The organism is Dermacoccus sp. PE3 (assembly GCF_001021715.1).
Taxonomy (GTDB): domain Bacteria; phylum Actinomycetota; class Actinomycetes; order Actinomycetales; family Dermatophilaceae; genus Dermacoccus; species Dermacoccus abyssi.
This window is the reverse complement of sequence record NZ_LDCM01000001.1, coordinates 969,757-983,563: the sequence shown is the minus strand read 5'-3', so window position 1 is coordinate 983,563 and position 13,807 is coordinate 969,757. Positions and strand designations below refer to the sequence as shown.

The following is a 13,807-nucleotide window of genomic DNA, read 5'->3' as shown; positions in this document are numbered from 1 at the left end:
TCGTCGGGGCCAGGGTCTCAGTCGCGGACGACGAGCACCGGGCAGTGGGCGTGCGTGACGCAGTAGCCGCTCACGGAGCCCAGCAGCATGCCGGTGAGTTCACCGTGGCCGCGGCATCCGAGCACGAGCATCTCGGCCTCGGAGGAACGGTCGACGAGAACGTTGCGCGGCTCGCCCTCGACGATGTGCGCGAAGAACGTCACGTCACGGTGCTCCGACGCAGCCTTGCGCACGACCTCCTCCACCATTTCGCGGGCCACGTCGTCCGGGCGGTACGTGGTTTCGAAGGCCATCGCGTAGCCGTAGTTGGTCGGCCACTGCCACGTCGTCAACACCTCGACCGGCGCGCCGGTGACCTGCCCCTGCCGCGTGGCCCACGCGAGGGCGCGGTGGGAGGGCTCGGAGCCGTCGAATCCGACGACGATGGGGCGAAGCTCCTGCTCTGACATGGCGACTGCCTTTCTTCGAAGGATCACTTCCCACGCTAGGCGCAGCCACCCCGAAGGCTTAGGGACCTTCGGCCCGGTGAGTCGCGCAACCAGCCTTCTCGCTGCCTGCGCATCCCACCGAGGTACGAGGGGCCACCGAGCGCGTTGCTCGGTGGCCCCTCGTGCGGTGAATCAGGCGTTGTCGGCGTCGCCGTGCTGGCCCTCGTCCTCGCTGCCGGCGTCGGACTGGCCGCCGCTGGCCGTGTCGTTGTACTCACCGCCGTCGCCGCCGGTCTGGGCGCCGGGGCCGCCGTCCTGCTGGTCGACTTCGGGCTTGAAGGTCTCGTTCTCGTTGTCGCTCATGCCTCGAATGTAGACACCTTTGCCCTCACGTTCCAGCCTCCCCGGGGGTGGGAACTCGCAGCGCTATCGTCGAGGCAGGAGGTACGTCATGAGCACGCGATTCAGCAAGGGTGACCACGTCACCTGGAACTCCGAGGCCGGCCACGTCTCCGGCACGATCACCACGGTCCACACGTCCGACTTCGAGTACAAGGGCCGCACCCGCCACGCGTCGCAGGACGAGCCGCAGTACGAGATCAAGAGTGACAAGACGGATCACGTCGCCGCGCACAAGGAATCGGCCTTGAGTCTCGTCAAGGATGACTGACTCACCGGTCGAGTTCCTGACGATCGGCCACTCCGACCGCAGCATCGCGGAGTTCCTCGAACTGCTCGAGGCAGCCCGCGTCGATGTCGTCGTCGACGTGCGCCGCCTACCCGGTTCGCGCAAGTATCCGTGGTTCGACCAGGACGCACTGACGGCCAGCCTGCAGGAGCGCGCCATCTGCTACGTCCACCTCACTGCGCTCACCGGCCGCAGGCCCAAACAGCCGGACGTGCCCGACGAGGTCAACGCCCTCTGGCAGAACCGCAGCTTCCACAACTACGCAGACTTCACACTCAGCGACGAGTTCGCCGAGGGCCTCGCGCAACTGCGTTCACTCGACGCCGAGGTTCCCGCGATGTTGTGCTCCGAGGCGGTGTGGTGGCGCTGCCACCGTCGCCTCATCGCCGACCAGCTCTTGGCCGCCGGAGAGACCGTCCGCCACATCATGGGGCCGGGCGAGCCGAAGCCCGCCACGCTGACGCCGGGTGCCGTGGTCAAGAACGGACGCGCCACCTACCCCGCTGCGACGGACTGAGGCCGCCACGACGTCGTGACGCGGCGAGCGCCGTCAGTCGACGTCCGCGCCCTCGGTCTCGGAGCGCCGGTGTTCGACCCACTCACGGGCCGACAGGCTCGTCAGCGCGAACACGATGAGCAGGTCGATGCTGAGGGCCAGCAGCGCCGTCATCGTCGGGCGGCCGCCTTGGAGGTACTGCCACATCTGCCAGGCCTGGCTGACGGTGACGAGCGCGATCATCGTCAGCCGCGCCCACAGGCCGCCGCGGAACGTGCGCCACGCGAGCCAGAGGATGGGCGCGTAGGCGAGCACGCTGATCCACAGCGCTGGCGTCTCGGAAACACCAACGGGCACCCCGTTGATGACGTCCGGGCCGCTGTCACCGAGCGCCTCGTGGTCGCGCCACAACAACCCGACCATGGCCAGGAGCGCCGATGCCACCGTCAGGACGAAGGCCGCGACGACCGGGATGGGCCGTCGACCGACCTCCGTCAGCACGTCGCGAGCGCTGTCGCTGTTGGTCGCCTCGAGAGTTCGGTCGCCTGGAGTGGATGTCTGCACCCTCGTGGCGCCGGACGACACCGCATCCGCCGATCCCCCGGCTTCGGGCGCCACCTCCACCTTCTCGAGGTGCAGGGTCGGCAGGTTGCCGTCGGTCTGAACGGCGTCGCCGCCGCCGTTGCGCGAGTGGTACCCCGTGGAGAAGTTCTCGATGACGTGGACGTCGGCTTCCTCGACGGCGTGGAGCACCGTGCCGATGACGTAGTCGCGCTCGACGTCGATGTTGCGGTCGATCTTGTGCGTCACCTGAAGCGTGAACAGCGACAGGCCGACCGCGCGGTCGTACGTACCCGAAGCCAACCAGTCGACGCGCGTGCCGCCGGGCAGCAGCCATCCCTCCGGCGTCGGCCAGAACCGCACGTGGTGGCGCTGCGACGGGTTGCCCTCGACCTCCTGCTGGTAGGCGAAAGCCTGCGTCTTGTTGAACAGGACGAGCGGGCTCACGGGCGCCGCGGCATAGCTGCGTCGGGCGAGCGAGGAGTACACGATCCGGGCGCTCGAGGCGAGCGTGACGGGGTCGGCGCGCGTCCAACCCGCACGCGTCATCGCCTCGTGGATCTGCTCCTCGCTGCCCATGACGGCGAGGTTGAGCGGATCGCCGAGCAGGCCGTCGCTCGTGCGGCTGCGGCCGATGAAGTAGTCGGGAACGTAGATCGACGTGAGCACGCGCTGCAGTCGCGGCAGCGCGAGGTAAGCCATGACGACCCAGAACAGGACGAGGAACAGCAGCAGCGACCACGACCAGCGCACCTCGAGCAGGAGCAGGACGGCGAAGCCGAACGACAGCAGCATGACGAGGACGAAGAAGACGTTCTCCACCCACGCACGCCCCAGATGGCGTCCGCTGCGCTCGATCTTGTCGGGGTGGCGGTAGACCGGCTTTCGCCGTCCCCGGCTGGCCCACGTCATGCGGTCGGTGCTCACACCTCGTCCCTTCGACTGCGCCCAGTCTGCCGGGTCGACGACGGGCGGCGTCGAGCCGTCCGGTGAGGGAACCGTTTCGTGGGGAGCGCGACGAAGACCACACGTCACGGCGCGAAAATCGTTCGCTGTGTCAGCGCGCTTCACCGTAGAGTATGAAGCCCGACTTTTCTCCGGACCTCGACGCTCGTCACCTTCGCCGGAATCCACCCTCCACGATGCCGGAGCACCCGCATGCCCGAAACCCCCTCGTCATCGGCAACCGCAGCCGACGAGATCCCCACCCCCGTGCCGCCGGCCGCCACCAGCGACGAGTTCTCCGAGCACGCGGCCGAGAGCGACGCGGTGAGCGCGCCCGGCGCCCCCGAGCCGGTGGGTGACTACAAGCTCGTGCTGCGCATCCTCACCGTGGCCACGTTCATCGTCATCCTCAACGAGACAATCATGGTCAACGCGATTCCGCAGCTCATGTCGTCGCTCCACGTCACGGCCCACGCCGCACAGTGGCTCTCGACGGCGTTCATGCTGACGATGGCCGTCGTCATCCCGACGACCGGCTGGATGCTGCAGCGCTTCGAACGCCGCGCCGTGTTCGCCGCGGCCATGATCTCGTTCGCGCTGGGCACGTTGCTCGCCGCGATTGCGCCGAACTTCGGGGTCATCCTCGTCGGGCGCATCGTGCAGGCGACGGGTACGGCCATCATGATGCCGCTGCTCATGACGACGGTCATGACGATCGTGCCGCTCGCCGAGCGCGGCCGCACGATGGGCAACGTCTCGCTCGCCATCTCGGTGGCACCGGCCCTGGGCCCGACGACGTCGGGGCTCATCCTCCAGTTCGCCTCGTGGCGTTGGCTGTTCCTCCTCGTGCTGCCGCTCGCCGTCGTGTGCGGCGTCATCGGTTTCCGCCTCATGCCGCGCAGTGGATCGCAGGCGGGCGGAACGCTCGACTTCATCTCGATCCCGTTCGCAGCGGTCGGCTTCGGCGGCCTCATCTACGGCATGAGCCAGTTCGGCGGGCACACGCCGGGCGCCGAGCCCGTCGTCGACCCCTGGGTGGCCGTCATCGTCGGCGCCGCATGCATCGCCGTGCTCGTGTGGCGTCAGCTGCGCCTGGCCCGTAACGGCGGCGCGCCCCTCATGGACCTGCGTGCCCTCGCCTCGCCCGGCTTCGGCATCGCGGTCGCCGTCATGTGCATCGCGATGCTCGCGATGATGGGCACGATGATCCTGCTGCCCCTGTGGCTGCAGGCCACCCGCGGCCTCAGCGTGCTCGAGGCGGGCCTCGTCATGATGCCCGGTGGGCTCATGATGGGTCTGCTCGGCCCCCGTATCGGGCGCCTCTACGACAAGGTCGGTCCGAAGCCCCTCGTCACACCGGGCGCGATGATCGTCGTCGCCGCCACCGCGCTCGGCGGGCTCGTCGCGCCGCACGCCGAGTGGTGGGTCTACCTGTTCATCCACCCGCTGCTCAGCTTGGGCCTCGCGCTCATGTTCACGCCGCTGTTCACCGCGGGTCTCGGTTCGCTGCCGGGTCACCTGTACTCGCACGGCTCGTCGATCCTCGGCACCCTGCAGCAGGTGGCCGCCGGCGCCGGAACGGCACTCGCCGTCACAGTGATGACGTCACGCGCCGAGTCGCTCGCGAAAGCGGGCGAGAACCAGGCCGACGCAGTTTCCGGTGGCGTTTCGCTCGCGATGTGGGTGGCCGCGGGTATCTGCTGCCTCGCCGTCGCGCTCACCCTCTTCGTCAAGAAGCCGGCCGAACCTGTTATGGGGCACTGAGCCGAAGCGCTCGCACGAGCGGCCCGGAACGTCCGTCACGGACGCTCCGGGCCGCTTTCGCGTTCCAGGCCGCAGACGGCTTATTGAGCATTGCTCAACAACGGTGTAGACATGGATGAGGAAGGTTCGCCTTTCGCCTCGAACACACCAGGGAGTCACCGTGGAGCGAAAACTGAGCGAGGAGGACGTCGCGCTGCAGAACGAATTGCGCGCGTTCTTCGAGAACGAGGTGCCGGACCACCTCAAGAACAGCTACATGAAGGACGGAGAAGCCGTCCCCGAGATCCTGCGTGAATCGCAGAAGTTCCTCGACGAGCACAACCTCGCCGCCCCACAGTGGCCCGAAGAGTGGGGTGGCCGCGGCTGGGACGAGCTGCAACTGCACATCTACCGCTCCGAGCTGCAGCGCGCCGGGCTGCCGAGCCCGCTGCCGTTCAACATCAACATGGTCGGGCCGGTCATCGCGGCGTTCGGCTCCCAGGAGCTGAAGGAGCGTTTCCTCCCGAAGACGAAGAGCCTCGAGATCTGGTGGTCCCAGGGCTTCTCCGAGCCGGACTCGGGTTCCGACCTCGCGTCGCTGCGCACCACGGCGGTGCGAGAGGGTGACGAGTGGGTCGTCAACGGTCAGAAGACGTGGACGACGCTCGGGCAGTACGGCGACTGGATCTTCACGCTCGTGCGCACCGACCCGAAGGCCGACAAGCCGCAGAAGGGCATCTCGTTCCTGCTCATCGACATGAAGAGCGAGGGCCTGACGGTCCGTCCGATCAAGCTGATCGACGGCGGGGTCGAGGTCAACGAGGTGTTCTTCGACAACGTGCGCGTGCCCGCCGACCAGCTCGTCGGCCAGGAGAACAAGGGCTGGGACTACGCGAAGTTCCTCCTCGGAAACGAGCGCACGTCCGCCGCGCCCGTCGGCTCGATCAAGGCCGCTCTCGCCCAGGCGAAGCAGCACGCCCGCGAGACCCGCTCGCCGAACGGCACCGCCCTCGACGACCCGCTGCTCGCCGCACGCTTCGCCGAACTCGAGGCCGAGGTCATGGCCCTGGAGCTGACGGTGCTGCGCGTCGCCGGCGACTCGCGTGACGGCCGGCCCGACCCGGCGTCGTCCATCCTCAAGCTGCGCGGAAGCGAACTGCAGCAGGAGGTCTTCGAGCTCATGGTCGACGTCGCCGGCGTCGAAGCGCTCACCTGGCACACGGGTGATTGGAGTGGAGAGACGCTGCCGCGCTACCTCAACTTCCGCAAGGCCTCGATCTACTCGGGATCGAACGAGGTCCAGCGCAACATCATCTCCGGCGGCATTCTCGGACTGAGGGGCTGACTCATGGATTTCAAGCCGAACGAAGAACAGCGCGCGCTGGCCTCGGCCGTGCGCGACATGGCCCCGAGCCTCACGCCGAAGGACGACGGCAACGGCGCCCCCACGGGCCCGCAGCCGTTCGACCCCACCGGGTGGTCGCGCATGGCGGAGATGGGCCTGCTCGGCCTGCCGTTCAGCGAGGACGCAGGCGGTTTCGGCGCCTCGTCGATCGAGGTCGCTCTCGCCGCTTCGGAGCTGGGCAAGGCTCGAGTCGCTCTGCCTTACGCCGACGCCATGGCTGCGGCTGCCGCGCTCGACGCCGCGGGGAGCGACCTGCTGGCCGACGTCATCGGCGGCGAGAAGGTCGCACTCACCGCCTTCGGTGAGAAGGGCGGCGTCTGGGCGCCCGATCAGCCGACGCGCACGGCGACGGGCTCGGGTGACGGCGTCACGCTGAGCGGCGTCGGCGTCGGCAACACCGATCTCAGCGAGGCACATGCGGTCGTCACGACCGCGCTGGCTGACGGCGAACTCGGCGTCTACCTCGTGGAGGCGCCTTCGGTCGACCGGGCCGTCGCGACGTTCGACGGCGCCTCAGCCGTTCGCCTCGGCGGTCGCGAGGTACTCGACGCCGCACTGGCGCTGGGGAACGTCGCTCAGTCGGGCGAGGCGATCGGCGCGATGGAAGCCGCCCTCGGCATGACGGTGGAGTACCTCAAGACGCGCAAGCAGTTCGGGGTGCCGCTCATGACGTTCCAGGCGCTGACGCAGCGCGCGGCCGACATGTACGTCGGCGTCGAGCTGACGCGCAGCGCCGTGCTGTTCGCCGCCATGGCGCTGGCCGAGGAGGTCAACGTCGACGCGGTCTCCCGCGCGAAGTACCTCGTGGGTACCTACGGGCGCCTCGTCGGGCAGGAGGCCATCCAGTTGCACGGCGGCATCGGCATGACGGCCGAGTACGCAGTCGGTCACTACACGTCACGCCTCGCATCGATCGAGCGCACCTTCGGTGACACCCGCTACCACCTCGCACGTCTCGCGCAGGGCGTGGGCGACCACGAGTCGGTCGACGTCATCTGACGTTTCACGTGAAACGGTCCGCACCGGTTCGGTGCGGACCGTTTTTCGCGTTCGGCTGTCCGGAGTGGTCAGCGCAGCGGGTCGAGCGGACGCAGTTCGTCAGCAACGCGTCCGGTGACGATCTGTTCGGCGAGAAGTTCGCCTGAGAGCGGGCCGAGCGTGATACCCCACATGCCGTGCCCGCCGTTGACGTAGACGCCCGGCACCCGGGTCGCTCCGACAAGCGGCAGGCCGTCGAGCGGCACGGGCCGGTTGCCGCACCACAGGTCGTCGCGCGCCTCCCAGTCGACGCCGGTGAGCAGGTCGCGGCCACTGCGGGCTATGGCATCGGCGCGGCCCACGTGGAGCGGGTCGTCCGTGTCGCAGAACTCCATCGTGCCGCCGACACGCAGGCCGTCGTCGATCGGCGTGCACGCGATGCGCTCGTACGGGAAGTAGATGGGGTGAGCGACCGGGCGAGCTGCCGGGTCGGTGATGGGCAGCTTGAAGCTGTACCCGCGTCCGGCGCGCACGGGAACCTTCACACCGAAGCCCGCCGTCAGCTCCGGGAGCCACGCGCCCGTGGCGACCACAACGACGTCAGCAGTGAACGGCTCACCCGCGGTCAGGTCGACGCGCACGCCTTCGCGCACGTGCTGGAAAGCGCGCACGTTGGCGCCCGTGATGACACGCCCGCCACGGGCGGTGACGGCGTCCGCCACAGCTTGGGCGTACTCGCCGGGGTTGATGAAGCGCTGCCCGCGAATGCTCACCGCGCGCTGGACGTGCTCGCTGATGATCGGCACGGTGCGGCGCAGGACGTCAGGGCTCGTTTCTTCCGTCTCGAGGTCGAGCCCGGCGCCGCGGATCATGTCGAACTCGTGCTCGAGGCCCGCGGCGTCATCCGGGTTCTTGAAGGCGGCGACGATCGGCGCCTCGTGCGAGGTCGCCTGCACACCACCGCGTTCGAGGGTGGCGTAGGCGCCGATGGCGCGCTGGTTGAGTGGCACGAAGGTGGCCATCGTCCGCTTCCACTGACCCGTCGTGCATCGGCGCGCGAAGCCGAGGAGAAAGCGAGCGAGCGACGGATCCGGCTTGAACGGGACGTAGAGCGGCGAGTCTGGATCAAGCAGCGACTTGAGGCCGTAGTTGAGCACCGACGGGTCGGAAAGCGGCACACACAGGCCCGGGGAGATCCAGCCGGCGTTGCCCCACGAACTGCCGGCGGCCACCCCGGAGCGATCGAGGACGGTGACCTCGACACCGTGTTCCTGAAGGTGCCACGCCGTGGCCAGGCCCACCATGCCAGCGCCGACGACGACGGCGCTCTCGACCGGTCGGTGTGCGGATTCCGTTGCCAACTGAGCCAACTCCCCTTGTTGTCGAAGCTGTTGGTCGACGCCTCACGGGTGTGTGTGCGTGACGTCCGGAGGTCACTCGCGTGCTCGAGCGACCTCTTCAGGCCATGGTGCCGCCCACGGAGCACCTACCGTTCAGTACGGAGGGATCGGGTGGCCTCCACCGCAGGATCGAACCCCGCAGGGTGGGGCGCTCGCCGGTGTTACGCCGCCATCGGCGTGCCACCATGACGAGCATGCGCAGACCGACCGGGTCGACCGGACGCAAGCCGAATTCCGTCTGGATCGTCCAGCACGACGAGTCCCCTCACAACACCGTGCTCGGGGTTTTCGCCACCGCGGACGAGGCGGACGCGTACTCCGACGAGGTCCTCGTGGACTACCCGAACGGGGTCATCATCACCGAGTTCCCCATCGGGTATCGCTACACCGACGGCGCAGTCCGCTACTCACGGTGAGTCGGGGCTTCGCACCACGCGCCACGCGTCACGCCGTCGCGAACCGGCCCAGGACGTGCGAGTTCACTCCGGCGAGGCGCGTCGCGAACATCCGCTGGTAAGCGAGTTCTTCGCGGGTACGCGGCGCAGGCAGGCCGGCGACGCGTTCGTCGGCCCAGTCGTCCTCGGGCACGAGGTGGGCCGCGCGTTCGGTCATGACGTCAGCGGTGCCACTGCCGTCACCGAACTGCTCCTTGGGCCGCCACAGCAGATCCTCGGGGAGCCAGCCGGTGAACGCCTCGCGCAGGAGCGCCTTCTCCTGGCCGAGCTCTCCGGGCAGGCGCCACTCGATCGGAATGCGGCCCGCGAGGTTGACGAGGTCGCGGTCGAGGAAGGGCACGCGCGCTTAGAGGCCGTGAGAGACATGTCCTGGAGGACGACGCCGCGCCTCGTTCAGGACGGGATCAGCAGCTCCGTCCTGGATTGGCACGTGCGGTGAATCGGCTCCACAGCCGTGGCCGCGGCTGTGGAGCCGATCGGGGCCGCACCCCGATGTCAATCGACGCTGATGCTCTAGGCGGTCTCGCCGGGCAGCTTGTACGCGATCACGTCGACGTTCTGGATGCTCGGCTCGGTGCTGAACAGATCAGCTCCCTGCGCAGCGAGTGCCTGACCGACGCCACCCGAGAGGTGGGTCTGGCGGGCCTCGTCGTCGGGGAACACGTCGAAGATCCCGAAGGTCGATGCGTCGAACTGCAGGGCGAACCAGGCCTGCGTCCCCTCCTCCTGCTCGACGATGGGGCGGGCGCTGCGGAGGAAGTCCGCGACGTCCTGCTCCTTCCCCGGCTTGGCGTGAACGACGACCGACAATGCAACGTTGACCATGTTTTCCTCACTTCTCCTGGCTGAACAGCTCGACCATCGCGGCGTTGAAGGCCGGGAGATCCTCGGGCGAGCGGCTGGTGATCAGGTTCCCGTCGCGCGCCACCTCTTCGTCGACGACGTTCGCTCCGGCATTGCGCAGGTCGGTGCGGATGCTCGGGTACGAGGTCAGCGTCCGACCCTTCGCGACACCGGCCTCGACCAGCGTCCACGGTCCGTGGCAGATCGCGGCGACCGGCTTGTCGGCGACCATGATGTCGCGCACGAATCCGACGGCGTCGGCGTCCACGCGCAGCTGATCGGGGTTGACCGTGCCGCCGGGAAGCAACAGGGCGTCGTACTCGTCGGCCGAGGCGGACTTCACCAGGGCGTCGACCGAGAACGTTCCGGCCTCGTCCAGGTCATTCTCGCGGGCCTTGATCTCGCCATCGTGCAGCGAGAGCAGCACGGTCGTGGCCCCGGCGTCCTGAAGCGCCTGTCGCGGCTGCTCGAGCTCCACGCGCTCGACGCCGTCTGCGGCCAGGATCGCGATCCGCTTGCCATGCAATTCGTCTGCCATGTTCTGCTCCGTTCTGCGAGAGATGACGGCTCGCCCGTGGGGGCGAGCCGCACGCCGTCCGTACCGGGCGGCGTGGTTCGGGTGCAGGACGACTCGGGTGCAGTCGTCGTTGCGCTCATCGAGGTACCGACAGGTGGTGGCTGCCGATTCTCGGGCCGGGTGGTGGGGGACGGAGAAGAACCTTCGGCCCGGAGGTCGTCGCTGGCGTTCCGCCATCGACGGTGGGGCTTCTTCACCGGGGCCTGGCCGAATGTGAGCGTCTGGCCCGTCAGCCAGTCTAGACCTCGTACGTCAGCGACGGGGCGCCCGTGGCCATCTCATCCGGGACGCCGGGACGTCGGGGCACGAGGACGTCGACGACGCCGCAGGACGTCCGTTCTGCGTCGTTCGAGGGTCGCCGATCAGGCGACGCAGCCTGTTCGTCCGATGCGCTCCCTGCGACGAGGTCATCGACCCCGTCGCAGCCGTCCGACGCTCACGTCCGGGAGGCGGCCTCCCGGAGCGCGGCCTCAAGGTACGGTGCCGACGCACCTGCTCCGGACGAGGCGACCTGCGCAGGCGTGCCTGAGGCGACCACCGTGCCGCCATCGTCCCCCGCCCCGGGCCCGAGGTCGATGACGTGGTCCGCCACGGCGACGATGCGCATGTCGAGCTCGACCGCGACGACGGTGTTGCCTGCGTCCACGAGGGCCTGGAGATGCGTCACGAGCCGATCGGAATCGGCGCTGTGCAGCCCGGACGTCGGCTCGTCGAGGACGTAGAGGGTGTCCCCGCGCTGGGATCGTTGGAGCTCGGAGGCGAGCTTCACCCGCTGCGCCTCACCTCCGGACAACTCGGTGGCCGGCTGTCCGAGACGGAGATACCCGAGGCCGACGTCGACCAGCGCCGCGAGCGACCGCATGATGTCGAACTCGCCGTGGAAGAAGTCGTGGGCCTCCTCGACGCTCATGGCGAGGATCTCCGCGATGTTGCGGCCGCGCCAGGCGATCTCCAACGTGCCGGACTGGTAGCGGGTGCCGTGGCAGTCGGGGCACTCGGTGTAGATCGAGGGGAGGAAGAGCAGCTCCACCATGACGGATCCCTCGCCCTTGCAGGTCGGGCAGCGACCGCCGGTGACGTTGAAGGAGAACGTGCCCGCTTTGTACCCGCGAGCGCGAGCCTCGGGCGTCTCCGCGAACCTCCGCCGCACGTGGTCGAACAGGCCCGTGTAGGTGGCGACGTTCGAGCGCGGGGTGCGCCCGATGGGCTTCTGGTCGATGCTCACGACGCGGCGCACCCCGTCGACGTCGCCGCGGATCTCTCCCTCGAGCTCGTCGGGCTCGTCCGACAGCAGGAGCTCGTCCCCTTCGGCGGCGTCAGCGTCCTCCGCCTGGTCAGCTCGTCCCTGCCGTTCGTCGAGCAGCGCGGGGAGGGCCTGGCTGACCAGGCTGGACTTGCCTGATCCCGACACTCCGGTGACGGCGGTGAACACCCCGAGCGGGAAGGAGATCGACACGTCGCGCAGGTTGTTGCGCGTGACGTGCTCGAGCTTCAGCCATCCCTGCGGCTCGCGAGGCGTCCGGTGGGGCAGGCCGCTGCCCCCGAAGACGTATCCGCGGGTGACGGACTCCTCCACCTCGGCGAGCCCTTCGTAGGGCCCGCTGTAGACGACGCGGCCGCCGCGCTCACCCGCGCCGGGCCCGATGTCGACCAGCCAGTCGGCGTGCCGCATCACGTCCACCGAATGCTCCACCACGAAAAGGCTGTTGCCCCGGCGCTTGAGCCCGTCGAGGATGCCGAGCAGCGCGCTGACGTCCTGCGGATGAAGCCCAGCGGACGGCTCATCGAGCACATAGACCACACCGAACAGCTCGGAGGTCAGCTGGGTCGCGAGTCGCAGTCGCTGCAGCTCCCCGCCGGAGAGCGTGGGTGTGGTGCGGTCCAAGGACAGGTACCCCAGACCGAGATCGATGATCGGCCGCAGTCTGTTGACGAGTTCCGCGCCCAATCGCGCTGTCGCTGCCAGCTTCTCGACCGAGCGGTCAGGCGCCGGGATCACGCCGTCGGCGGCCGCGGGCGCTGATCCCGCGGAGTCGGCCCGCTGCCCGGCGTCGCGTCGGGCAGCCCGGCCACCGGTGCTGCCCGCCGAATCGGCCCTGTCGAGAGCGCTGGTGGCCCGTTCGACCGCCCGGTCGATCAGCGTCGAGAGCTCCGCGAGGGGCAGAGCGGAGAGATCGGCGATGTCGAGGCCGTCGAACGTCACGGACAGGGCCTCCGGCTTCAGCCGCTTCCCATGGCAGGCAGGGCAGGGAGCAACCGTGAGGAACTGCGCCACGCGCCGTTTCATCGATCCGCTCTTGGTGTTCGCGAACGTGTCCAGGACGTACCGACGAGCTCCGACGAAGGTGCCCGAGTAGCTCGGTTCCACGCCTGCCGCGGTCGCGGCCTGCGCCTCGGAGAGCGTGAGCCGCGAGTGGACCGGGACGTACGGCGTCTCGTCCGTGTAGAGGATCCAGTCCCGATCCTCCTTCGGCAGGTCCTTCCAGGGCACATCGACGTCGTAGCCGAGCGCGACGAGCACATCGCGCAGCTGATGACCGTGCCAGGCCGTCGGCCAGGAGGCGATGGCCCGCTCGCGGATCGTCAGTGAGGGGTCCGGCACCATCGTGTCCTCGGTGACCTCGTACACCCGGCCGATGCCGTGGCACTCCGGGCATGCGCCCTGCACGGTGTTGGCGGAGAAGTCCTCGGCGTAGAGCATCGGCTGGTCATCGGGGTAGTGGCCGGCCCGGGAGTAGAGCATGCGCACCAGTGACGAGAGCGTGGTGATGCTGCCTACTGAGGACCGCGCGCTGCGGCCCCCGCGCTGCTGCTGAAGAGCGACGGCCGGCGGCATGCCCGTGATGGAATCGACGTCCGGGACGCCTGCCTGGTCGATGAGGCGACGGGCGTAGGGGGCGACGGACTCGAGATAACGGCGCTGGGACTCCGCGAACAGGGTTCCGAACGCCAGAGACGACTTCCCCGAGCCGGAGACCCCGGTGAACACCACCAGAGCGTCGCGGGGCACCGTGAGGTCGATGTCCTGGAGGTTGTGCTCGCGTGCGCCGAGCACCAGCACGTCGGGCTGAACGGGTGAGGAGTCCGACGACGAGGACCTGCGTGCTTCGACCATGCCGGCGACACTAGCAACGCGTTCCACCCATCGGTCGGAGCACGGCCCCGTCCTCCACGGCCCACCTGCCCGTGGCGCCTGTCGCCGCAGCGGGGGCAGGCGCCAGGGTGGAGCACGGGGCTCCGCCTTGTCCTATGCTCGAAACGAGCCGAGGTCGCGGACGACGGGCATCC

At 68.8% G+C, this 13,807-nt stretch carries 14 protein-coding genes; 6 read left to right on the top strand and 8 right to left on the bottom strand.

Annotation, left to right across the window (positions count from 1 at the left end):
* Positions 1 to 17: 17 nt before the first annotated feature.
* Positions 18 to 449 carry a universal stress protein gene (locus tag AA983_RS04725; protein WP_047310915.1) on the bottom strand — a complete coding sequence of 144 codons (432 nt, stop codon included), beginning with the start codon at positions 447 to 449 and terminating at the stop codon, positions 18 to 20.
* Positions 450 to 620: 171 nt separating this feature from the next.
* A complete protein-coding gene (locus AA983_RS15450) occupies positions 621 to 791 on the bottom strand; it encodes a hypothetical protein (protein ID WP_156170170.1) in 171 nt (56 codons plus the stop codon).
* A gap of 88 nt (positions 792 to 879) precedes the next feature.
* Between AA983_RS15450 and AA983_RS04720 the strand changes: the two genes are divergently transcribed.
* Complete coding sequence (locus tag AA983_RS04720) at positions 880 to 1,098, top strand: DUF2945 domain-containing protein (protein WP_047310914.1); 219 nt, start codon at positions 880 to 882, stop codon at positions 1,096 to 1,098.
* Positions 1,091 to 1,633: a DUF488 family protein gene (locus AA983_RS04715; protein ID WP_047310913.1), complete on the top strand. Its 543-nt coding sequence runs from the start codon at positions 1,091 to 1,093 to the stop codon at positions 1,631 to 1,633. The genes AA983_RS04720 and AA983_RS04715 overlap by 8 nt, the downstream gene beginning before the upstream one ends.
* A 33-nt stretch (positions 1,634 to 1,666) precedes the next feature.
* Here the strand turns inward: AA983_RS04715 and AA983_RS04710 are convergent, their stop codons facing one another.
* Positions 1,667 to 3,100: an LssY C-terminal domain-containing protein gene (locus AA983_RS04710; protein ID WP_369798748.1), complete on the bottom strand. Its 1,434-nt coding sequence runs from the start codon at positions 3,098 to 3,100 to the stop codon at positions 1,667 to 1,669.
* Between the two features lie 231 nt (positions 3,101 to 3,331).
* Here AA983_RS04710 and AA983_RS04705 point away from each other — a divergent pair, with 231 nt between their 5' ends.
* The 3 genes from AA983_RS04705 (at position 3,332) to AA983_RS04695 (ending at position 7,265) form a co-directional block, all read left to right on the top strand.
* Positions 3,332 to 4,882 (top strand): MDR family MFS transporter, encoded by a 1,551-nt coding sequence (locus tag AA983_RS04705; RefSeq protein ID WP_082128685.1) that lies wholly within the window; start codon positions 3,332 to 3,334, stop codon positions 4,880 to 4,882.
* Between the two features lie 160 nt (positions 4,883 to 5,042).
* Positions 5,043 to 6,206, top strand: a complete 1,164-nt coding sequence (locus AA983_RS04700; protein ID WP_156170169.1) for an acyl-CoA dehydrogenase family protein — start codon at positions 5,043 to 5,045, stop codon at positions 6,204 to 6,206.
* A gap of 3 nt (positions 6,207 to 6,209) precedes the next feature.
* Positions 6,210 to 7,265, top strand: a complete 1,056-nt coding sequence (locus tag AA983_RS04695; RefSeq protein WP_047310911.1) for an acyl-CoA dehydrogenase family protein — start codon at positions 6,210 to 6,212, stop codon at positions 7,263 to 7,265.
* Positions 7,266 to 7,333: 68 nt separating this feature from the next.
* Here the strand turns inward: AA983_RS04695 and AA983_RS04690 are convergent, their stop codons facing one another.
* Positions 7,334 to 8,605, bottom strand: a complete 1,272-nt coding sequence (locus tag AA983_RS04690) for an FAD-binding oxidoreductase (RefSeq protein WP_231579519.1) — start codon at positions 8,603 to 8,605, stop codon at positions 7,334 to 7,336.
* A gap of 233 nt (positions 8,606 to 8,838) precedes the next feature.
* Between AA983_RS04690 and AA983_RS04685 the strand changes: the two genes are divergently transcribed.
* Positions 8,839 to 9,060, top strand: a complete 222-nt coding sequence (locus AA983_RS04685) for a hypothetical protein (RefSeq protein ID WP_047310910.1) — start codon at positions 8,839 to 8,841, stop codon at positions 9,058 to 9,060.
* 28 nt (positions 9,061 to 9,088) lie between these two features.
* Here AA983_RS04685 and AA983_RS04680 read toward each other — a convergent pair whose 3' ends face one another.
* The 4 genes from AA983_RS04680 to AA983_RS04665 all read right to left on the bottom strand — a co-directional run bounded on the left by AA983_RS04680 (position 9,089) and on the right by AA983_RS04665 (position 13,634).
* Positions 9,089 to 9,439 (bottom strand): asparagine synthase-related protein, encoded by a 351-nt coding sequence (locus AA983_RS04680; protein WP_047310909.1) that lies wholly within the window; start codon positions 9,437 to 9,439, stop codon positions 9,089 to 9,091.
* A gap of 173 nt (positions 9,440 to 9,612) precedes the next feature.
* Positions 9,613 to 9,924 carry a putative quinol monooxygenase gene (locus tag AA983_RS04675; RefSeq protein WP_047310908.1) on the bottom strand — a complete coding sequence of 104 codons (312 nt, stop codon included), beginning with the start codon at positions 9,922 to 9,924 and terminating at the stop codon, positions 9,613 to 9,615.
* Positions 9,925 to 9,931: 7 nt separating this feature from the next.
* Positions 9,932 to 10,480, bottom strand: coding sequence for a type 1 glutamine amidotransferase domain-containing protein (locus tag AA983_RS04670; RefSeq protein WP_047310907.1), 549 nt, complete (start codon positions 10,478 to 10,480; stop codon positions 9,932 to 9,934).
* Positions 10,481 to 10,955: 475 nt separating this feature from the next.
* Entirely contained in the window at positions 10,956 to 13,634 is a 2,679-nt protein-coding gene (locus AA983_RS04665) for an excinuclease ABC subunit UvrA (protein ID WP_047310906.1), read from the bottom strand.
* Positions 13,635 to 13,807 lie beyond the last annotated feature (173 nt).